General features: G+C 72.6%; 20 protein-coding genes. 11 read left to right on the forward strand and 9 right to left on the reverse strand.

Annotated elements, in window-relative coordinates; all coding sequences use genetic code 11:
- Window positions 1–127: 127 nt before the first annotated feature.
- Genes ACTWPV_RS23805 through ACTWPV_RS23815 form a run of 3 tightly spaced genes read left to right on the forward strand, consistent with a single transcriptional unit; the run spans window position 128 to window position 4459 of the window.
- Window positions 128–1561: a hypothetical protein gene (locus tag ACTWPV_RS23805; protein WP_347647732.1), complete on the forward strand. Its 1434-nt coding sequence runs from the start codon at window positions 128–130 to the stop codon at window positions 1559–1561.
- Entirely contained in the window at window positions 1548–2546 is a 999-nt protein-coding gene (locus tag ACTWPV_RS23810) for a hypothetical protein (RefSeq protein ID WP_347647733.1), read from the forward strand. Before ACTWPV_RS23805 ends, ACTWPV_RS23810 begins: the two co-directional genes overlap by 14 nt.
- Window positions 2534–4459: a hypothetical protein gene (locus ACTWPV_RS23815; protein ID WP_443153462.1), complete on the forward strand. Its 1926-nt coding sequence runs from the start codon at window positions 2534–2536 to the stop codon at window positions 4457–4459. Before ACTWPV_RS23810 ends, ACTWPV_RS23815 begins: the two co-directional genes overlap by 13 nt.
- Window positions 4460–4474: 15 nt before the next feature.
- Here ACTWPV_RS23815 and ACTWPV_RS23820 read toward each other — a convergent pair whose 3' ends face one another.
- From ACTWPV_RS23820 to ACTWPV_RS23855, 8 genes are all read right to left on the reverse strand, one after another.
- Window positions 4475–6085, reverse strand: coding sequence for an ABC-F family ATP-binding cassette domain-containing protein (locus tag ACTWPV_RS23820; protein ID WP_347647903.1), 1611 nt, complete (start codon window positions 6083–6085; stop codon window positions 4475–4477).
- A 253-nt stretch (window positions 6086–6338) separates the two neighbouring features.
- A complete protein-coding gene (locus tag ACTWPV_RS23825; RefSeq protein WP_443153463.1) occupies window positions 6339–6938 on the reverse strand; it encodes a DinB family protein in 600 nt (199 codons plus the stop codon).
- Window positions 6939–6980: 42 nt separating this feature from the next.
- Window positions 6981–8387, reverse strand: coding sequence for an alanine/glycine:cation symporter family protein (locus ACTWPV_RS23830; protein ID WP_443153464.1), 1407 nt, complete (start codon window positions 8385–8387; stop codon window positions 6981–6983).
- A gap of 144 nt (window positions 8388–8531) precedes the next feature.
- A complete protein-coding gene (locus tag ACTWPV_RS23835; protein ID WP_443153465.1) occupies window positions 8532–9221 on the reverse strand; it encodes a response regulator in 690 nt (229 codons plus the stop codon).
- The gene (locus ACTWPV_RS23840; protein ID WP_443153466.1) at window positions 9179–10309 is read right to left on the reverse strand and encodes a hypothetical protein; all 1131 of its coding nucleotides are present in this window, start codon (window positions 10307–10309) and stop codon (window positions 9179–9181) included. The genes ACTWPV_RS23835 and ACTWPV_RS23840 overlap by 43 nt, the downstream gene beginning before the upstream one ends.
- On the reverse strand, window positions 10302–11426 hold the full coding sequence (locus ACTWPV_RS23845) for a sensor histidine kinase (protein ID WP_443153467.1): 1125 nt from the start codon (window positions 11424–11426) through the stop codon (window positions 10302–10304). Before ACTWPV_RS23845 ends, ACTWPV_RS23840 begins: the two co-directional genes overlap by 8 nt.
- A gap of 131 nt (window positions 11427–11557) precedes the next feature.
- Window positions 11558–12340: an SDR family oxidoreductase gene (locus ACTWPV_RS23850; RefSeq protein WP_443153468.1), complete on the reverse strand. Its 783-nt coding sequence runs from the start codon at window positions 12338–12340 to the stop codon at window positions 11558–11560.
- Window positions 12337–12789 carry a MarR family winged helix-turn-helix transcriptional regulator gene (locus ACTWPV_RS23855; protein WP_347647741.1) on the reverse strand — a complete coding sequence of 151 codons (453 nt, stop codon included), beginning with the start codon at window positions 12787–12789 and terminating at the stop codon, window positions 12337–12339. The genes ACTWPV_RS23850 and ACTWPV_RS23855 overlap by 4 nt, the downstream gene beginning before the upstream one ends.
- 20 nt (window positions 12790–12809) lie before the next feature.
- Between ACTWPV_RS23855 and ACTWPV_RS23860 the strand changes: the two genes are divergently transcribed.
- Window positions 12810–13847, forward strand: a complete 1038-nt coding sequence (locus tag ACTWPV_RS23860) for a hypothetical protein (RefSeq protein ID WP_443153469.1) — start codon at window positions 12810–12812, stop codon at window positions 13845–13847.
- 4 nt (window positions 13848–13851) lie between these two features.
- On the opposite strand, the gene ACTWPV_RS23865 is transcribed toward ACTWPV_RS23860, so the two are convergent.
- Entirely contained in the window at window positions 13852–14886 is a 1035-nt protein-coding gene (locus ACTWPV_RS23865) for a Glu/Leu/Phe/Val family dehydrogenase (RefSeq protein ID WP_443153470.1), read from the reverse strand.
- A 277-nt stretch (window positions 14887–15163) separates the two neighbouring features.
- Between ACTWPV_RS23865 and ACTWPV_RS23870 the strand changes: the two genes are divergently transcribed.
- From ACTWPV_RS23870 to ACTWPV_RS23900, 7 genes are all read left to right on the forward strand, one after another.
- A complete protein-coding gene (locus ACTWPV_RS23870) occupies window positions 15164–15655 on the forward strand; it encodes a hypothetical protein (RefSeq protein ID WP_443153471.1) in 492 nt (163 codons plus the stop codon).
- A gap of 145 nt (window positions 15656–15800) precedes the next feature.
- The gene (locus ACTWPV_RS23875) at window positions 15801–16325 is read left to right on the forward strand and encodes a hypothetical protein (RefSeq protein ID WP_347647745.1); all 525 of its coding nucleotides are present in this window, start codon (window positions 15801–15803) and stop codon (window positions 16323–16325) included.
- Window positions 16322–16771 carry a hypothetical protein gene (locus tag ACTWPV_RS23880; RefSeq protein WP_443153472.1) on the forward strand — a complete coding sequence of 150 codons (450 nt, stop codon included), beginning with the start codon at window positions 16322–16324 and terminating at the stop codon, window positions 16769–16771. Before ACTWPV_RS23875 ends, ACTWPV_RS23880 begins: the two co-directional genes overlap by 4 nt.
- 10 nt (window positions 16772–16781) lie before the next feature.
- Window positions 16782–17975, forward strand: coding sequence for a sensor histidine kinase (locus tag ACTWPV_RS23885; protein WP_443153473.1), 1194 nt, complete (start codon window positions 16782–16784; stop codon window positions 17973–17975).
- A complete protein-coding gene (locus tag ACTWPV_RS23890) occupies window positions 17972–18661 on the forward strand; it encodes a response regulator (protein ID WP_443153474.1) in 690 nt (229 codons plus the stop codon). The genes ACTWPV_RS23885 and ACTWPV_RS23890 overlap by 4 nt, the downstream gene beginning before the upstream one ends.
- Window positions 18662–18700: 39 nt before the next feature.
- Entirely contained in the window at window positions 18701–19465 is a 765-nt protein-coding gene (locus ACTWPV_RS23895; protein WP_443153475.1) for a GntR family transcriptional regulator, read from the forward strand.
- Window positions 19466–19539: 74 nt separating this feature from the next.
- The gene (locus tag ACTWPV_RS23900; protein ID WP_443153476.1) at window positions 19540–21003 is read left to right on the forward strand and encodes an aldehyde dehydrogenase family protein; all 1464 of its coding nucleotides are present in this window, start codon (window positions 19540–19542) and stop codon (window positions 21001–21003) included.
- Window positions 21004–21106: the final 103 nt, after the last annotated feature.

Here is a 21106-nt window from a genome sequence, read left to right on the forward strand (position 1 = left end):
GAGCCTGATCCACCAGCTCGTCTCAAACTATCAGAAAACGGACAAACGATGATCAACTACATATTTCACCCTTGGTGCTGAACAGGGTTAGTCGCCGAACAGGGTCTTGAAACGGGCGGGGAGATTCTTGCACCATTTCGCAGAGGGCGGGTTGCGTGGCGAGCTCGCCGATCTGATCGTCTCATTCAGGGAACGGCTGGCCGTCGTGGAGATCGACGCCGCCGGCATACGTGTCTTCGAGGTCCGCGCCGACGAGGTCGGCACGGCCCACCACACGCGCAGAGCCTCCGCCAAGTGGTCCACCCTGACCGCCTCGGGCGACGAGGTCTTCGACGCGGTGCTCCGGGTCGCCCGCGATCTCGTCTCCGCCGACGAGGCCGATCCCGTGGTGATCGCGCGCTCCGCCGGCGGGCACGAGCAGGAGGCCGCGGTGCGCGCGCTGCTGCGGTGGCGCCCCTCGGCCCGGCTCATCGAGGCGCCGGGGGTGAAGGTCGGCGAACTGCTCGGCGAGCTGACCGCCGGGGCACCCCTGCGCCAGACGTACGACCTGATCGTGGCCAGGGAACGCGCTGAGGACGGCAGGCTCGAACTCGTGGGCCGGCGGCTCTTCGGCGCCGGCGCGCAGCCCGGCGACGAGGCCCACGTGACCGTCACGTGCACCGACGCGGGCGGCATGGTGCTCGCCGTCTCCGCCTGGTCGGGCCCGCTCCGGCCGTCGGGGCTGGTGTCGGCCGACCACGCGCCGCTCCCGCCGGGGCGGCACCCGCTGCGGGCGGTGCTGGAACGCCCCGGCCTGGTCCGCTTCCCCGAGGTCCCCGGGCTCCGGCCGGACACGCGCCCGTGGGAGGAGATCGTGGCCACGCTGCCGGAGCGGCTCCAGCGCCCGCCCCGGCCCGCGCACCTGGTGTGCGCCATCGAGACGGCGGGCACGAGGGAGGAGTTCGAGGCCCGCTGCCACTGGGCCGGCTACGTCATCGACCTCCTCGCCGACCGCTGCCCCGACCTGCGGCAGCTCAAGGTGTCCGTCATGGGGTACGGCACCCACGTGTACGACACGAGGCGCGCAGACCGCAGCAGGCCGGCCGTCGCCGCCTGGTCGGCGTCCACGGCGCAGGCCCGCGCCGCCCTCGAGTTCCTGCGGCCCACCGCGCCGACCTACCCGAACGCCGCCCAGGTCGAGGACGTGCTCGCGGAGGTGCGCACCCGGCTGATCCAGCAGACGGAGGGCACGCGCACGGCGCTGCTCACCATCGGGGCGCGGCCCCCGCACCCTCCTCGGTCCGGCCTCGACCGGGTGCCCGCCTGTCCCGCGCGGCACGACTGGCTGGCGCTGCTGCGCGAGATGGAGCAGCGCCACGGCCTCCGGAGCGCGGTCATCTGCGACAGCCCGCCGGCCACCTCCACGTCGCCCTGGCACCGGCTCGGCGCGACCGCGTTGTTCCAGGTGGACGCGGTCAACGCGGAAGAGCTCGCGGTCCGGCTCGGCCTGGTGACCGAGCCGGCGAGGGTGCTCTCCCTTCCCTTCGTCTCCCAGAGTGAGGACAGCGGTGGCCGACACTGACTCCGTCCCTGACGACCCCGAGCGCGGCCGGGAGCCCGACATCGCGATGTGGGGAGCCTCGGGCAGCGGCAAGACCGCCTTCCTGGCGGCGCTGAGCATCGCGCTGAACAAGTCCCGTGACGCCGGCTGGAGGCTCATCGGCGAGAACGCGGTGTCGCGGACAGAGCTGGCGAAACTGCGCAACACGCTGCTGCAGGCGCGCACGTTCCCCGCCCCCACCGAGGCCCTCACCCACTACAGCTGGATGATCATCGGCCCGGCGGAGACACGCCGGCGATGGTGGTGGCCGTGGACGGCGCGCGCGGCGAGGGCGCCGAAGATCAAGCTCGACTTCCTCGACCTCCGAGGCGACCTGTTCGCCGAGTCGGAGTCGAACATCGACAAGAAGGCCCTGGTCGACAGCCTCGTCAAGAGCCGCGGGCTGATCTACATGTTCGACCCCGACCGTGAGGCCCGGGTGGGCGACGCGTTCAAGCACCTGGACGCCGCGCTGCACGAGGTCGCCGGCCGGATGCTCGTCGGCGACGAGTACGAGGACGGCAAGCTGCCCCACCACATCGCGGTCTGCATCACCAAGTACGACGACCCCCGGGTGCTGCGGATCGCGATGGAGGGAGGGTTCACGGAGCGGGACCCCACCGACGAACTGCGCATCCCCCACGTGCCCCCTGACCGCGTCCGCGACTTCTTCCGGCTGCTGTGCCACGAGGCCCACGACCACAACACGGAGATGATCCTCGACCTGATCGAGGCGTTCTTCCACAAGGACCGCATCAGATACTTCGTGACGTCGTCGGTAGGGCTGTTCATCGACGAGGATCTCGGCCGCTTCGACCCGGACGACTACCTGAACGTCATCGACAACGCCGGCGGCGGGCTGACGATCAGGGGCGCCATCCGCCCCATGAACGTCATGGAGCCCGTGCTCTGGCTCGGCCGGATGCTCCGGCCCGGCGCGATCGGGAGCAGGCGATGGGACGGCTGACCGCCCACTGGGCGATCCTCGGCAAGACGCCGGAGAGCCTCGACGACTACGGCGTGATCCGCTGCAGCGCGGGGGCGATCTCCAACGCGGAGTTCGGCATGTGGCTCAAGGCGTTCACCTCCGGCACCATGGAGCCCAAGGCCCTGCCCCGCGTGGCGACCAGCTACTTCGCCGCGGGCGGCGAGCCGTGGCTGGGGTTGTCCCTGCAGAGGGAGCCCGACTCCCAGGACGGCTTCCACCGCCCGTACGCGATGACGTACTACGTCTGCGTGCGCTGGGCGGACGTGATCGCGGGCCCGAGCGCGGCGTCGTACCGCGCCCTGTACGAAGCGCTGGCCGGGGAGGACTTCTCCGGCGACGCGCCCTTCCGGCTCTCCCTCGCCGCCTACGACGAGCGGCACCTCGCCGCCCAGGTGAACGGCACGGCGCGGCGGGCGGCTGCGCTCCTGCTCACCGGACGGCCCGTCTGCGTGGTGCGGGCCGGCCACCTCCCGCCGGAAGGGCGGCTGGACTTCCTCGACGCCGTGGCCGCGCTCCTCCCGTACGGGTTCCGCCACACGCTGGCGGTCTCGACCTGGACCAACAGCGCCTCCCGGCACCGGATCCGGCTCTCCTTCGCCGAGGTGCCGCCCACCCACGGCGCGTGGGAGCTGCCCTGGGAGGCGGATGACCGCTCGGCGTCGTTCCCGCCCCAGGCGCTGCTCTACGAGAAGGAGCTCGAGCGGTATCAGGGTGACGACCTCCGCGACCTGGTGGGGTGGCTCGGAACCCTGGTGGAGCCGCGCGACTTCGACGACGTGTCCGACCGCGCGGCGGCGTCCAGGCTGCTCCGCGGCCATGCCTCTGAGGGGGTCGCGGCGTACGGAGGGCAGTCCGTCGTACGCCCGCCGAGGCCCTCGGTGGAGCAGCTGCTGCACCAGTGCCGCGAGAGCATCGCGCACGCCGAGGAGCAACGGCTCGGCGCGCTCAACGTGCAGCTGGCGGAGCGGGCGCGCGACCGGGTGACGGACCAGGACCGCAAGACGTACCGGGTGTTCATCAGGGCGAACCCGATCCGCCCGCCGGAGAGGCTGAGCGGTTCGGCCGCCGTCCGCGACTTCTTCGAGATCCTGCTGCGGCTGCTGTACGCGGCGCCGATGCACGCGGCGGACGTGGAGGAGATGCTGGTCGATCTGGGCGGCCAGCACCGACTGGAGCACGGACTCTCCCCGGCGCTGCTCGCCGCGATGAGCAAGCTCCTGCCCGCGAGCGCTCCGTCGGGCAGGTTGCTCATCGCCTGCCTCCAGGGCTCCGAGCACCTGCACAAGGTGCTCGCCGTCATGTCGGAGGACGAGCTGTGCCACGTCGCCGTCCGGTCCCGCAACCGCAAGGTGCTGGAGATAGTGATCACCGAGGCGGACCGCCGCGCGCTGCCCACCGATCCGCGGGGCATGGAGGCCGTCAGGTACGCGCTGGCGCGCCACCGCTACCTCATCGAGGCGATCAGCTCCATCTGCGCGGCCGAGGAGAGCGTGCTCCGCTACCAGGACGTGCTCTGGGTGGGCCATCGCCGCTATCTGACATCGGCCGACATCAAGGAGATCCTGGCGGACCTGGACAGCCCGCCCCGGACGTTCCTGCTCGCGATCATGACGCTCGGTGCGCCGGGAACGGCCCCGGCCCTGCTCCACACCATGGCCGGCGGCACGATGCGCGAGCTGAGCATGACCGGGACCCCCGTCGCCGACACCGTCAAGGCCGGCCTCGACCGGATGCTCTCGCGGGACGGCGGCGGCGACGGCCGGACGGCGCGCCACGGCCGGCGCACCGGCCTGGGCCGGCTGGCGCCGGTCTCCACGCTCGGCAAGGCCCTCGCCGGGACCTCGATCGTCCTCGTCGCCGCCGCCGCGCTCGCCCTGTGGTTGTGGCTCTGAACCGCCCGCGGGCTCTCAGATCCGCAGCCGCGGCCAGGTGTCGGTGTCGCGCAGCAGCCTGCGGTCGTGGGTGGCCAGGACCACCGCGGCGGCCGTCACGGACAGCGCCTCGGTCAGCTCTTCGACCAGCGCCATGGACAGGTGGTTGGTCGGCTCGTCGAGCAGGACGACCTGGGGCCGCGCGGCCAGCAGGACGGCCAGGTCGAGCCGGCGTTGCTGGCCGACCGACAGCTCGTGCACCGGCCGGTGCGCGGCTTCGGAGGGCAGCAGCCCCAGCTGCGTGAGCCCGACCTGGTCACCCTCGCGCAGCACGCCGGAGCTGACGAGCCGGCCGACCGCGGCCTCGTACACCTCGAAGGCCCGCCTCCGCGACGGCGGCGGTGACTCCTGGGCGAGCAGGCCGACGCGGGCGCCCCGCTTGCGCTGCACGGTCCCGGAGCCGGGCGCCAGCGTCTGGGCGAGCACGGCGAGCAGCGTCGACTTTCCCGCGCCGTTGGGCCCGGTCACCACGAGACGGTCACCGGCGCGCAGATGCACCGACAGGGGCGCCCGCAGCCTTCCGGCCACCGTGACGTCGTCGGCCCGCAGCAGCGTGGCTCCCGGCGTCGCCTCCAGGCGCGGCATCTGGAAGCGCAGCGGCGGCTTCGGCACGTCAAGCACGTGCGACTCCAGCGCCTCCCGCCGCCGGTGTACGGCCCGCACCAGTGCGGGCGCCCGGGTGGCGCGCGTGTGCTTGCCGGTCCCCTTGTCGGGCCGCCATCCGGTGGACAGGCGGTTCTGGGCGGCGGACAGATCCTGCGCGAGCCTCTGGCGCTCGTTCTCCTGGTCGCGGTAGGCGAGCTCCCAGCGTTCGCGTTCCGCGCGGTGGCCCTCGCGGTAGCCGTCGTAGCCGCCACCGTACGTACGGGGCAGCCCGTCGCTGGTCGGGTCGAGGTCGAGCACCGCGGTGACGACGTCGGCCAGCAGCGCGCGGTCGTGGCTGACCAGCACGACCCCGCCCGGATGGGCGCGCAGCCGGGCGGTCAGGTGGTCGAGGCCGCTCGCGTCGAGATGGTTGGTCGGCTCGTCCAGGAGCAGCAGGTCGTGCCCGGCGCCCAGCAGGCCGGAGAGCCTGATCCGGTAACGCTGCCCGACGGACAGGCCCGCCAGCGGCCGGTCCCGGTCGCTGACGGCGCCGAGAGCGGCGAGCGAGACGTCGACGCGGCGGTCGGCGTCCCACGCGCCGAGGGACTCCGCGGCGGCGAGCGCGTCGGCGTAGTCCTGCTCGGCGCCAGGACGTTCCTCCTCCAGGGCGCGCGTCGCCGCGTCGAACGCGCGGAGCACGGCCCGCACCTGCGCGAGCTCGACGTCGATCAGGTCGCCGACCGTGCGGTCGTCGCCGATGGGCAGTTCCTGGTCGGCGACGCCGACGGTGCCGACCCGGCTGACCGAGCCGGAGTCGGGGGTCAGGGCGCCGGCGAGGACGTGCAGCAGGGTGGTCTTGCCGCGGCCGTTCTCGCCGACCACGCCCAGGCGGTCACCGGGAGAGACGGTGAGGTTGACGCCGGTCAGGACCGGCCTGCCACCGCGCGCGAGACGCACGTCGGTGGCGCTGAGATGGGCCCGCGCACGAGCCGGTAGGGACATGGCGGTGGACACGCTTCCTCCAAGGACCGGGCTCGCGCGCAGGCGGGCGCCCGGTGAGAGACGAGAGCTGACGACGGAGGGATCCGGCCGCGCCCGGGCCCGTCGATCAGGGCAGAACCGGGTCGGCAACGGCGGCCGGCGTCGTCGTCCTCAGAGGAAGAACAGATATTGCACGTGTCCACTATAACGGCCGTCGGCCCGGCGGGCGCAGCGGTGTGTGAGCCGCCGGTTCAGCGGGCGCCGCCGCCTCACCTCACCCGGCGGACCGCTGGCCCGCCTCCCGCGCGACCTGCTCCAGCCGGCCGCGGTAGGCCTCCCACCACGCCCGGTCGCCCTGCGGCAGGTTGTCGTTGCCCTGCTGCATCCCGGCGGCACCGTCGATCAGCTCGCGGACGATGTCGGCGTGGCCGGCGTGCCGGTTGGTCTCGACGATCATGTGCGTGATGATCCGGTGCAGCGTCACCTGGCGACGCCCCTCCGCCCACCACGGCACCTCTCCGGCCGCGTCGAGCGCCAGCGCGTCGATCGTCGCGTCGGAGTGGGCCCACACCCGGTGATAGAGGCCCACGATGTCCTCGCGCGGCTCGTCAGCGCTCGCCCACATGTCGGCGTTGGGCTCGGCGTCCTCCGCCATCCACGGCAGCGGCTCGGGGAACGGCCGGCCGAAGACGTCGCCGAGATAGCCCGCCTCCGTGCCGGCGACGTGCTTGACCAGCCCCAGCAGGTTGGTGCCGGTGGGCGTCAGCGGGCGGCGGACGTCGTAGTCGGACAGGCCGTCGAGCTTCCACAGCAGGGCCTCGCGGGCGCGCTGCAGGTAGAAGCTCAGGTCCGACTTCAGTTCGAGATCAGTCATGCGTGCATCCTGGCAGCCGGCACCGGCAGCGCGCACACGTGTTCACCGCGGCTCGACGGCTGGCACCTTGTCCCAGTCGGGACGGTTGAAGTACGCGCGGGTCTCCCGGACGACGAGCCCGGAGAGCAGGAGCAGGCCGATGAGGTTGGGCAGCGCCATGAGACCGTTCATGATGTCGGAGAACGTCCACACGGTCTGCAGTTCCAGCACCGTGCCGACGAAGATCAGCATGATGAACACCAACCGGTACGGCACCACCGCTCCCCTGCCGAAGAGCCGGTCCATGCAGCGCTCGCCGTAATAGGCCCAGCCGAGCAGCGTGGAGAACGCGAAGAAGATCAGGCCGATCGTCACGACGATGCCTCCCCACTGGCCGGGCAACCCGTGGCTGAAGGCCGAGGTGGTGAGCGGCGCGCCGGTCTCGCCGCTGCGCCAGACGCCGGTGACGACGATGGCCAGGCCGGTCATGCTGACCACGATCAGCGTGTCGATGAACGTCTGGGTCATCGACACGAGCGCCTGCCGCACGGGCTCGTTCGTCTTGGCCGCCGCCGCGGCGATGCCGCCGGTGCCGAGGCCCGACTCGTTCGAGAAGATGCCGCGGGCGACGCCGTACCGGATGGCCAGCAGGACGCCCGCGCCGGCGAACCCGCCGCCGGCCGCGGTGCCGGTGAACGCGTCGGCGAAGACGAGGGCCAGCGCCTCGGGCAGGTTGCCGAGGTTGGCGATGATGATCCACAGGGCGCCGAGGATGTAGAATACGATCATCACGGGGACGAAGGCGCTGGTCACCGCGCCGATGCTCTTGATCCCGCCCAGGATGACGACCGCGGCGAGCACCGTGATGATCGCGCCGGTCAGCCACATGGGAACACCCCACTGCGAGTTGATCGCGTCGGCCACGCTGTTGGACTGCACCATGTTGCCGATGCCGAACGCCGCGAGCGCGCCGAAGACGGCGAACAGCACGCCCAGGATCGCGCCGAACTTCCCGCCCACCCCGTAGGTCAGGTAGAACATCGGGCCGCCGCTCTGCTCTCCCTTCGCGTCGGCACGGCGGAAGCGCACGCCGAGGAACGCCTCGGAGTATTTCGTCGCCATGCCGACCAGCCCTGTCACCCACATCCAGAACAGGGCGCCGGGGCCGCCGAGGTGGATGGCCGTGGCGACGCCCGCGATGTTGCCGACGCCCACGGTGGCCGCCAGGGCCGTCGACAGGGCCTGGTAATGGGAGATGTCGCCCACGCCCTCGGCTTCCTTGCGCCGGATGAGAGCGAGCCACAGGGCGTAGAAGAGCTTGTGGAACTGCAGGCCGCGCAGCACGATCGTGAGGTAGAGGCCCGTCAGCAGGAGCAGGGGGATCAGCAGGAACGGCCCCCAGACGAAGTCCGAGATCGCGGACAGTAGGTCTTGCACCCCAAGCTCCTCACGCTCGCATGTGAAGGGCATCCCATTCCCTGTCACGGGAACAGCAACCTTCCCACCATGTTCACGCAGGTCAAGGGCTCGCAACTCGCTGGACACGCCGGGCGGAGAGCCTGCGTGCCCTGGCGGTGGCCAGTGGCCGGCGAGGCGCCGGCGTCCGTGGAGGCCCTACAGGGAGGTCGCCGTCTCGTTGAGCTCGGCGAGCGTGATGAGCCCGTCGTCGAGGGCGCGGCCGACGAGCTCGCTCTTGGTGCGGGCGGCCCGCCCCACGTTGGCGTACTTCACCCGTACGCGTGCGATGTAGGTGTCGACGGTCTTGACGGTGATGTTGAGCTTCGCGGCGACGAGTTCCTTGGACGAGGCCACGAACCACGCCCGCAGCACCTCGGTCTCGCGCTGGGACAGGCGCGGCCGGCCGGGAGCGTCGTCGGCGATGAGCGCCCCGGACAGCGACGGCGCGGTGTAGGGCTCGCCCTTCGCGGCCGCCCGGATGGCGGGCAACAGGTGGTCGGGGCCCTCGCGCTTGGTCAGGTAGGCGAGCGCGCCGAGGTCGACGCACTTGATCGCGATCGCGTCGTCGACGTGCTGGGAGTACACGATCACGCGGCGGCCGTTGTCGACGAGCCTGCGCAGCTCGCCGAAGTCCGGCCTGCGCGGCACCAGCTCCAGATCGAAGATCACGACGTCGGCGTCGGCTCCGGGGCCGGTCCACACGTCGGCGAGCCGGTCGCCGGCGTCGACGAGCTCGATCGGCGGCACGGCCTGGGAACACCAGAAGCGCACGCCCGCGGCGATGGCCACGTGATCGTCGACGATCACCACGGTGATCGGCTCGCCGGCTGCGGGCTCGGCTGCCATCGGACCTCCATCCATACCGTGTTGTCGGCGTTCAACGTCTCTACGTGCACTCCCGGCGTCACCGGGTCCGGCAGATCCACCTCGCCGCTGTCCGCGACGACGCTCACCGACACCAGGTCCGCGCCGCCGACGACCGCGATCCTGGCCCGGGAGGAGGCGGTGGCGAGCACGCTCAGCACCGGCTCGGTGAGGTCACGCCGGACGGCCACGGGCGGCGTCGGCCACTGCCCCCGCGCGTCCAGCTCCACCACGACGCCCTTGCGGTCCGCGACGTCAGCGCAGTGCCGCAGCTCGTGCAGCAGGGGGTTGGCCACGGTGTCGGTCTCGGCGAACAGCCTGCGCATCCGGCCGGCCTCGATCGCGCAGCGCCGCTGGATCGCCGGGGCCTCGGGGCTGAGCGAGCCGTCGGCGAGCCCTTCCAGCAGCGGGACCGTGGTCGCCGACAGCTCGGCGAGCCGCTGCTGCCTGCGGCGGTGGGATTCCGCCGCGACCGCCTCGGCGACGCGTACCCGCTCGATCTCCCGCTGGGAGGCCGCCGAGGCCGCGCTCAGCGAGGCGAATACGGCCGCCACCACGGCCACGCACAGGGGGAGGCCGACCACGGTCACCGAGCCGGTGGCGAAGCGGGCCAGGTCTCCCCGGTTGGGGTCGACCGCGAGCAGGTGCACCAGGGCGGTCAGGTCGTGGGCGAGCAGGAACGCGACGGCGACCCGCAGCGGACGGTCGAGCAGCACGACGAGGCCCACCCAGGCGGCGGCGCCGAACATCCAGTCGGTGCCGGTGGAGGTTCGCCCTTCCGGGAGGGTCACGTACGACAGGACGGACGCGGCGAGCACGGCGGCGATGGCGGCCCGGCGCAGCCGTCCCCACGGTCGCCTCCGGACGAGCAGGACGCCCTCGCCGGCGAGCACGGCGGCGAGCACCGCGAAAGCGGCCAGCTGCGCGAGCGGCGAGGTGTAGTCGTCCAGGTGGCGCAGGAGGTTGGCCAGCCCCTGCCCGCACACCGTCACCAGGACGACGAGCAACGTCGCGACCCGCAGGCCGCGCCGTAGCTGCGTCCGCGTCATCTCCTCGGCGGCGTCACCCATCGGCACGCCATTCCAGCCGGACGAGGGTGCCCTCCCCCTCGGCGGAGGTGATCGTGGCCGTGCCGCCGATGCGGCTCATCCTGCCTCGTACGGACTCGCGCAGGCCGCGCCGGGTGGCGGGCACCTCCGAGGGCGAGAATCCCGTGCCCTGGTCGGCGATGTCGAGCCGCAGCGACCGCGCGTCCCCGCTCAGCCGGACGGCCGCCCTGGTCGTGCCCGCGTGGCGGCGTACGTTGGTGAGTGACTCCCTGGCCGCGTCGGCGATCGCCCTGGCCACCTCGAACGGCAGCCGTAGCTCCGCCGGGGTGTCGAGGTCCACGGTCAGCTGCACGGAATCGAGGTCGGCGCTCAGCAGCTCGACGAGGTCGGCGTGCAGGGGGGCGCGCCCGTTGTCGGAGCGGAGCCTGTCGAGGTCGCGGCTCGCCTGCGGGGCCAGCCACTCCGCGTCCGAGCGCACCTGCCCGATGCCGACCATCAGCAGGGTCGTGGCCGCCGTGTCGTGCAGCGAGTTGCCGAGCTCGCGTTCCTCGGCCCTGACCGCCTCGGCCACCTGAGACTCGGCGCGTGCCCGTTCGGCCTCTGCGGCCATCCGGTCCGCGCGTTCCGCGGCGCGGTGGACGAGCACCCAGGCCGCTCTGGACAGCCCGGCGGCCGGTAGCGCCCACACCGTCCCCGTGACCAGCGTGTTGTCCACCTGGGCCGCTCCCGCCACCGTGAGGAAGGCCACCGCCCCGCCCGCTGTCGCCACCGCCGCGAGGCCTCCCACGAGCGGCGGGGGGTGCCACTGGCACGTCACGCAGGCGAACGTGATCAGCAGCCGCAGCCACCCGGTGTTACGGTCCTCGACGGCGTCGGTCAGGAAGATGCTCGTGTACAGGCCCAGCAGGACGACCACGTCGAGGGCGACCGCCGCGTGCCCGCGTCCCGCGCGTAACCACCATGCGTAGCCGCAGGTCCACGCCGCCGCGGCGGCGGCCGCCACCGCGGTGGCCGCGACGTTCTCGGGCGGGGCGCGGAACAGGGCGATGGCGACGATCGGCGCGATCGTGGCCAGGCGCACCGCGGCCGCGTAGCGGCGGCCGAAGTGCTCCAGCAGCCGCGCCGCCTCGCCAGCCAACCGTCACCTCGCATCGATCCTTCGCCGCCTGCCGGTGCCCGCCGGTGATCCGATGGGCGACGTGCGACCCACGCAGCCTAACGAGTCAGGCCCTCCGCCGTTACTTGATCAACGCTGGTGTCCGGAACCCGTCACTTCCGGGGATACCGCCTGGCGAAGGGCGCCCTGGCGAACCGGTAGGCGATCTTGGCGGTCGTCAGCCGGCGGACGTGGGCGCCGTTCTTCGCCCGGCTGACGACGCGCCGTGCCAGCCACGGCGCCACGGTGTCGACCGGATCGGCCAGGATCGCGAAGATCTCAGAGGCGCGCCCCCGCGCCGCCTCCGAGTCGCCGCCAGAATCGCCGCCCGAGTAGCCGTACGTCAGCAGGTCGGTGACCACCATGCCCGGGCTGAGCAGGCCCGCCGTCACCCCGTCGGGAGCCTCCTTGGCCAGGGCCCTGGTCAGGTAGGTGACTGCGCGCTTGGAGGCGCCGTAGACGCCGAGGCCGGGCACGATGCGGCCGTCGCTGCCCAGGCCCTCCATGTTCCAGATGTGGCCGCCGCCCCGCGCCGCCATCCCCGCCGCCGCGACGGCGCACCCGTTCAGCACGCCGAGCAGGTTGACCTCCACCACCGTGCGCGCCTCGGGCTCGGGCAGCCGCCACAGCGGGAGGCGATGGTGGGGCACCCCGGCGTTGTTGACCCAGATGTCGACGCGGCCGAAGCGGCGTACGGCCTCGTCCCAGAGCGCCTGGACCTGGGGGCGGTCGGTGACGTCCGCCACGAGGGCGGGCACGCCGAGCTCGGCGGTGACCGCGGCGACGCCGGCCTGGGTGGTGCCGCACACCACCACCTGGTGGCCCTGCTCCAGCAGCGCGCGGGCCAGGCCGCGCCCGAGGCCGCGGGTGCCCCCGGTGATCACGATCTTCTTCATGCCCCGTGGTCCCCCCGGGCCGCCACGGTGGCCTCGATGCCGCGGGTGAGGAACCTGCCGATGGTCTCCCGCTCCTCCGGGCCGAACTCCTCGACCACGGCGGTGAGGTGGCGCCCCAGCGGGGCGAAGAACGTGCGCGCCAGCTCGACCGCGCGCTCGGTGATGACGACCTCGACCTTGCGGCCGTCGGTGGCGCTGCGCCGGCGTCCGGCATGGCCGGCCTGCTCCAGCCGGTCGATGAGGGCCGTGGTGGCGGGCGCGCTGAGGTTGAGCTTCGCGCCCAGCTCGCCGGGCGAGAGCGCATGACCGGCGTGGTGCGCGTCATGGATCTCCACCAGGGCGTTCAGGTCGGTGCGGTGCAGCCGGTGGGCCACGGCGAAGCCCTCGACGAATCGGTCGCTCTCCACGTTGAGCCGGCGAATCAGCACCATCACCTCGTAAGGGCTCACAACCCTCCCTATATATTTCGATGGTGGAAATACCTTACGGCACGAAGCACGCGCTGAGCACGGTGCGGCCGGGCACGGCGCTGGCGGCCGGGGTGGCGGCCAGCGCCGTGCTGACCGGCCTGATCTGGCTGTTCGGCCAGCGACTGCACGGCATCACGCTCCTGCCCGACCAGGGCGCCTCCTGGTACTACTGGAAACTGCCCGAGCCCACCGTGTGGACCAGGCTGTCGGCCTGGACGGGATACGCCGCCCACCAGATCGCGTTCTGGTGGATGATCTTCTACGCGCAGACCAGGGTGCGCCGCCACGCAGCCGGGCTGCACCCGGTCAACGTCGTCGCCCTGGCCGTCAACACCGGCTTCGTCGCCCTGCACACGCTGCAGACCCACCTCTTCTACGACGGCCTGGCCCAGGACGTGTCGATCTACAGCTCCCAGGGCTCCGTGGTGCTCCTCCTGGTCGTCGTCCTGCTCATGGAGAACCGCCGCCGCGGCCTGTTCCTCGGCAGGCCCGCGCCCCTCGGCCGGGAGGTCGTCGACTTCGCCCGCCGCTATCACGGCTACCTGTTCAGCTGGGCGGCGGTGTACACCTTCTGGTACCACCCGGCGGAGGCCACCAGCGGCCACCTGATCGGCTTCTTCTACATGTTCCTCCTGCTGCTGCAGGGCAGCCTGTTCCTCACCCGCGCCCACACCAACCGCTGGTGGACGCTGACGCTGGAGCTGACGGTCGTGGTGCACGGCACCCTCGTGGCCGTCATGACCTCAGGCCCCGACGGGATGTGGCCGATGTTCCTGTTCGGCTTCCTCGGCGTCTTCCTGATCACCCAGATGCACGGGCTGGGGCTCTCGCGCGCCGCGCGCCTGCTGCTGGCCGCCTGCTACGCGGTCTCCCTCATGGTCGTGTACGCCCTGCGCGGCGACCTCCTCGGCGGCGCCGGCGAGGCGATCAGGATCCCGGCCATCGAGTACGTGCTGGTCGGCGTGCTGGCCCTGCTGCTCTGGGCGGGACTGCGCGTCGCCCGGCTCATCCGCGGCCCGGCGTCCCCGCGTCCGTAACACCTCAGGCGGAGGCCAGGCGGAGGCGGGCCAGCTCAGTCGCGGCCTGGGCGGGGGTCACCCGCTGGAGTGCGGCCGTGTGCAGGAGGTCGGCGACGGTGTGCTCGATCGCCTCGACCCGCTTATGAGCCTCGTCGGCGCTCTCGTGGTGCAGCTCCACGGCGAGCGTGTTGATCACGCCGCCCGCGCTGACGACGTGGTCGGGCACCCACGCGATGCCGCGCCGGTGCAGCAGATCCGCCACGTGCTCCGTGGCGAGCTGGTTGTTGGCCGGTCCCGCGACGGCGGCGCAGCGCAGATCGGGTACGACGTCCGCGGTGAGCACGCCGCCGAGCGCCGCGGGGACGACGATGTCGACCTCCGCGGTGAGCGCCTCCTCGGGCGAGACCCAGGTGGCGCCGAGCGCGTCGCTCTCCTGCCGCCTGGCCGGGTCGATGTCGGCGACCACGAGCTCGGCCCCCTCGGCGGCGAGCAGGCGGGCCAGCCGCATGCCGACGCTGCCCAGTCCCACGACCGCCAGCCGCGCGCCCGTGAACGCCGCCGTGCCGTGCAGCCGCCGGCGCACGGCGCGCAGGGCCGCCAGCGTGCCGAGCGCGGTGGCCTCCGAGGAGCCGCCGCTGCCGCCGTGCCGTTCGGGTTTGCAGAACACGTACGGGGTCCGTTCCCCGATGACGGCCATGTCCTCGGGGGTCGTCCCGACGTCGGGGCCGGTCGCGTACGTGCCGGACAGGGACGTGATCGCGTCCGCGACGTCGTGCAGCACCATCCGGCGCGTCGCCGCGTCCAGGTCGGCGTCCGCGGGCAGGGCGACGACGGTCTTGCCGCCGCCGTTCGCCAGCCCGGCCACGGCGCACTTGGCGGTCATCGCGGCCGACAGGCGCAGCGCGTCGGCGAGCCCGTCACGCCAGTCGGCGTAGCGCCAGACGCGGCATCCGCCGACCGCTTGGCCGAGTTTCGTCGAGTGCACCGCGATGATCACCGGCAGGCCGGACCGGCTGCCGGAGCGGACCACGACGTGTTCGTGCTGGAAATCCGGCATGTGCTGCCCCTTCCGAATGGTTGGTCACAGTGATCAAGAATCGACCCTTTGTCACAGGACCGCCATATAGACCGAACGATCGGCTGGAGATCTGCCGATTCTCCGGCCAAGCGCGAGATTCCCGGCCGCGTGGGCCGCCGGCGCCGACCGAATGGTCGTACGCGCCGACGTGCCACGCCGATCCATCACCGTCCGGATTCGGATCGTCTCGGAGGGTTATCTTCTCCATGGGGAAAGACCGCCTGCCCGATGAGCCCACGACCTGACTAGGAGCGTCATGCCGATCCTCGCCCGGCCCGCCGCCACCGCCTTCCTGCTGATCGTGGTCAGCGGCTGCGCCGCCACGCCCACCACGCCGGCGGCGCGCCTCCCCGCCTCACCCAGCGCACCCGCCGCGAGCCCGGAGGAGACGCCCGCCGGACTCCAGGCCGCCGACGGGCGCGAGCTGTCGTCGTGCGAGGACGCCGACTGCGAGGTCGAGATCCGGGCCGGCGACGAGCTCACCATCGACGGGCGGTTCGGGGTGCGGCAGCTGACCATCGGCGCCCTGCAGCCGGACGGAGCGCGGATCACGCTCAGGGGCTCGACGGGGAAGCTGAGCGTCCAGGGCATGCAGGCCAGCATCAGCAGCAACTGCGTCAACGGCCGCTGCCGCGACGAGGGCGACCTGGTGCTCTCCCCCGGCGAGACGGGCCGCGTCAACGACCTGCGGCTCGACCTCGCCCACCTTTCCGGCGACCGCGCCGTCCTGCGCCTCACCCCCGGGTGACGGGGCCCCGCCGCCTGGGCTGATACGTCGAAACGCGTACGTCGGGAGGGCTTGGAGGCGGACGACGGGCGGGAGGCCCGGTTCGTAACCTGACCGGGTCCTGGACCTGACCAGGTCCGCGCCTCCGACCACCGAAGTGAGCCCGATGCGACAACGCCTCACCCCCGCCGTCCTCACCGTGTACGTCTGGATCGCCATGGTGGCGTTCGGCGGCATCGCCGTGGAGACGGTCGTCATCTATCCGAACGTCTTCCACGACGTGCCCGCCTCGCTCGCGGAGTCGATGGAGTTCTTCGTGGTGACCGGCCCCGCGGACTTCTTCCCGCCGATGGGCGCGGTGACCGTGGTCGCCTCGGTGGCCGCCCTGGCGCTGGCCTGGCCGGTGCGCGACACCCGGCTGTGGGCCGGCGGGAGCCTGCTGTCACTGCTGCTGGGCGAGTTCCTGTTCTCGGCGCTCTACTTCTGGCCGCGTAACGACATCATGTTCGAGGAGGGCGCCGCGGTCCATTCCGCGGAGGTGTTGCGGCAGACGGCGCTGGAGTTCGAGACCGGCCACTGGGGGCGGCTGGCGATGAGCGCGGTGACCGCCACCCTGGCCTTCACCGGCCTGTGGCGTCTGCACCGCGGCCGTGCCCTGGCCGCCGCCGCGCCCGCGGGAGGCTCGTCGTGACGGCCCGGCTCGGCATCACGGTCTGGGCCGTGTGGGGGCTCGCGCTGCTCGGCGTGCCACGCGTGGTCGCCCACGACCTGAAGCTCGTCGGCCCGGTGGGCAACGCGCTGCTGGTGTTCGTCCCGATCGCCGTCTGGGCGGCGGTGGTGCTCTGGAAGCGGGTGCCCAACCCATTCGTGACGCTGCTCGCCGTGGGGGCCGCCTACGGTGTCCTGCTAGGTCTGGCCCATCAGCTATTTTGGGCACGAGCCTTCGGCGGCGAGCCTCCCCACCTGGGCGGCAACCTCGCCGGCGCGCTCTCCCCCGCCGCGGAAGGGCTGGTGCTCCGGGCCTTCTCGCTGGGCAGCAGCCTGGTGACCGGGCTCGCGGTCGGCGCGGCCGTCGGCGCGGCGGCCTGGCTGATCAGCAGGATCGTGCCGGGCTTCCGGCCCCGCCCACGACGATGACGGAGGAAGCGTGCGGGTCGAATCACCAGCCCGCCACGAGCCGGGCGTGCGGGTCGAATCACCGGCCCGCCGCGAGCCGGCGGTCGACCTCGGCCTGGCCATGCTGGTGCTCGTCGTGGTCGGCACCGCCATCACGGCCGACGTCGGCAGCGCGTCGGCCGGCCCTGGCCCGGCCGCGTACGCGTTCGGCGCGTCGTTCGCCGTCCTCATGTTCGCCCGCCGGCGCTGGCCGGTGGCGACGCTCCTGCTCACGGCCGCGGCGCTGATCGTCTACTACATGCTGTCCTACCCGCCGATCGGGCTGGCCGCGCCGCTCGCCGCGGCGCTGTACTCCGCGGCGGAGCAGGGCAGGCCGCGCTGGTCCATCGGTACGGCCGTCGCCCTGCTCGTCGTCTCGACCGCACAGCGCATCCTGGAGGGCGACGACCTGGCCTACCTCCTCGGCTTCGAGACCACCACCTCCGCGGGCCTCATGGCCGCCGCGATCGCGCTGGGCGACGGCGTGCGGGCCCGGCGTGCCTGGCGCGCGGAACTGGCCCGGCAGGAGCACGCCGCCCGCCTGGAACGCGAGCGGGAGGCGGCACGGCGGGTGGAGCAGGAGCGTCTGCGCATCGCCAGGGATCTGCACGACCTGATGGCGCACACGGTGTCGGTGATCTCGCTGCACACGGACGTGGCGCGCGAGTCGCTGCGCGACGACCCCGACGTGGCCGAGCGCTCGCTGGCCGCGGCCAGGTCGGCGTGCAGCGACGTGGGCCGCGAGCTGCGGCTGACCCTGGGAGCGTTGCGCGCGGGCGATCCCGACGACGGCCCGGCACCGGGGCTGGACGCGCTCGACGCACTCGTGGCGACGGCCACCACGGCGGGGCTCGACGTCGGCGTGCGGACCTCGGGCCGGCCCGAGCGGCTACCCGCGATCTCGGACGCGACGGCCTACCGGGTGGTGCAGGAGTCGTTGAGCAACGTCCTGCGGCACGCCGGCGCCCGTACGGTCCGCATCGACCTGGACTACGGGACGGACGCCCTGCTGCTGCGCGTGAGCGACGACGGCCGCGGAGCCGCGGGCGCCGCGGGGCCGCCGGGGTGGGGGCTGACCGGGATGCGCGAGCGGCTGGCGCTGCTCGGCGGCGGCCTTCGGACGTCGTCGCCCGCCGAGGGAGGATTCGTGGTGGAGGCGAGTGTCCCGCTGGAGGACCGCACATGATCCGGGTCGTGATCGTCGATGACCAGCACCTCGTCAGGGAAGGGCTGCGGCTGCTGCTCGAACGCGCCGACGACATCGTCGTGGCCGGCGACGCGAGCGGCGCCGACGCGGGTGTCGAGCTGGTGGCCAGGCTCCGCCCTGACGTGGTGCTCATGGACATCCGCATGCCCGGCCCCGACGGGCTGGACGCCACCCGGCGGATCATGGCCGACCCGGCGCTCCGCGACGTCCACGTGATCGTGCTCACCACTTTCGACACCGACGAGAACATCCAGGAGGCGATCCGGGCCGGGGCCGCGGGCTTCCTGCTCAAGGACACCAGCCCCGAGCGGATGCGGGAGGCGGTGCGGATCGTGGCCAGTGGCGACGCGCTGCTGTCGCCCGCCGTCACCCGGCGCGTCATGCGGGCCGCCGCGACCAGTCCTCGCCCGTCGTCGCCTGAGCGGCTCGACCGCCTGACGGAACGCGAACGGGAGGTGCTGGCGGAGGTCGGCACGGGCCGGAGCAATGCCGAGATCGGCGAGCGGCTGTTCATCAGCCCGGCGACCGCCCGCACTCACGTGGGCCGGCTGCTGACCAAGCTGGGCGCCCGTGACCGTTCCCAGCTCGTCGTCCTCGCGTACGAGACGGGTCTGCTCACTCCCGGCTCCGGGACGCCGCCTCCCGCCGATCCGCACGTCCGGTGAGGCCCGCGGGCCGTGCATGGGTAATAACCTAGGACGACGATGACCGGACCAGCGGCCGAATCCCACCCCGCCCCCCACCTCACCAAGGCGGACCACGCCTACCTGCGGGTCAAGGAGCTCATTCTCTCCGGCGAGCTGCCGCCCGCCTCCGTCATCGCGCAGGCACGGCTGGCCGGCGACATCGGCATCAGCACCACTCCCCTGCGCGAGGCCCTGCGCCGCCTCAAGAGTGAAGGGCTGGTCGAGCTGGACGCCCACCGCGACGCCCGCGTCGCCCCGCTCGCCGCGGAAGAGGCACGCGACCTGCTGGAGCTGCGGCGTTCCCTCGACCCTCTCGCGGTCGCGCTGGCCGCGGAGCGCCGTACCAGGGCCGACATCGCCGCGATGCGCGCCGCCGGGCAAGGGCTCGAGCCGCTGCCCGGCAATCCCGCCTACGAGCACCTCGCCGCCCACCGCGCGTTCCACCGGGCCCTCTACTCGGCCTCGCACAACGACCTGCTCATCCAGACGCTCGACGGCCTGTGGGACAAATCAGACCGCTACCGCCGGCTGGCGCTGGAGGCCGGGCGCGACCAGGAGGCCCGCGACCGCTCGGCCGCCGAGCACGAGGCGCTGGTCGAGCTGGTGATCGCGGGTGACGGGGAGGGCGCCGCCGCCGTCATGCGCCGGCACGTCGACACCAGCCTCGGCGCCCAGGCCGCCTGGCGGTTGCTCGGCGGCGATCGCCTACGTCGTCTGTCGCGGTCGACCTTGCCGGATCGCACCGGACGGAACGGGTCGGATGACCACGAGGACCCCCGGTGAAGCCGCTGTAGCATGACGCCAAACCCGACGGGTCCGGTGATACGGGGCCTGGGACGACGCTGAGGTGACAGTCGATGACGCCGCTGGACCAGCTACCCGAGATCCGCACCGAGCTCTACATCGACGGCGAGAGCCACGGCGCGGGCGACTCGCTGCAGGTGATCGACCCGGCCGACGGCACGTCGGTCGTCGGCTACGCGGCCGCCGCCGACGCCAAGCAGGCCACGTCGGCGGTCGCCGCCGCCCACCGGGCGTTTGCCGCCTGGTCGGCCCGCACTCCGGAGGAGCGCGCGGCGGCGCTGATCGCCGCGCTGGCTCCGCTGGAGGCGGAACGCGCGGCGACGGCCGAGATCCTCACCCGCGAGAACGGCAAGATCCGGCTGGAGTCCCACATCGACTCCGTCGTCTTCGAGCACCGTTTCCGGCTGGCCGCGGGGCTGGCCGGCGAGGTCGGGCAGGTGACCACGCTTCCGGCGCCGCCGTACCGCACGGAGGTCTCCTACGTGCCGCTGGGCGTGGTGACGATCATCGTGCCGTTCAACTGGCCGCTGGCGATCCTGGCCGCCTCGCTGCCGCAGGCGCTGATCGCCGGCAACACCGTCGTGGTGAAGCCGCCGCCCACGACCCCGCTGGCGACCGTGCGCACGGTGGAGGTGGTGGCGCGCGCGCTGCCGCCCGGCGTGCTCAACGTCGTCACCGGCGCGGACGCGCAGATCGGCGCGGCGCTGATCCAGGACGACCGGGTCAGGAAGGTCTGCTTCACCGGCAGCCCGGCCGGCGGCAAGCGCATCATGTCCATGGCCGCCGACTCGCTGACCCGGGTGGCGCTGGAGCTGGGCGGCAACGACCCGGCGATCGTGCTGGACGACGCCGATCTCGGCCCTGACGCGATGCACCGCCTGTTCGCGGGCACGTTCGACTCGACCGGGCAGATCTGCATGGCGATCAAGCGCCTTTACGTGCACCGGTCGCGCTACGACGAGGTCGTGGAGGGCCTGTCCGGGCTGCTCGCCGCGACCCGGCTGGGCCACGGCCTGGACGAGCGGGTGACCATGGGGCCCCTGCACAGCGGGCGGCAGCTGGCGTACGTGCGGGAGCTCCTCGGCCAGGCCCGCTCGTCGGGGGCCGAGGTGCGCGAGTTCGGCGCGCCCGCCGAGGGCGCCGACCTGTCCAGGGGCAACTTCCTGCGCCCGTCGCTGGTGCTCGACCCCGCCGACGACACGCGGGTGGTGACCGAGGAGCAGTTCGGCCCGACCTTGCCGATCCTGCCGTTCGACGACGAGGACGACGCCGTGGCCCGCGCGAACGACACCTGGTCGGGGTTGTGCTCCTCGGTGTGGACGGACGATCCCGGCCGTGCCGCCGCCCTGGCCGCGCGGCTGCGGACCGGTTACACGTTCGTCAACGCGCACGGGGCCGGGAGCCTGGACGAGCGGGCGCCGTTCGGCGGCTTCAACCACAGCGGCATGGGCCGGGAGATGGGCATCGAGGGGATCCGCGAATTCATGGACACCCATTCCATCGGTTTCCCCACCTGACCTAACTTCACCGAAGTTTTAATCAGGAAAGCCGCCTTGTCGGCCGTTCCACGTTTTCCTACTCCCTCCTGGGCTACGACAGCAGTGCCTGGCATGTCGGCTT

Origin of the sequence: Nonomuraea sp. KM88 (genome assembly GCF_052245635.1) — a bacterium.
Lineage (GTDB): Bacteria > Actinomycetota > Actinomycetes > Streptosporangiales > Streptosporangiaceae > Nonomuraea.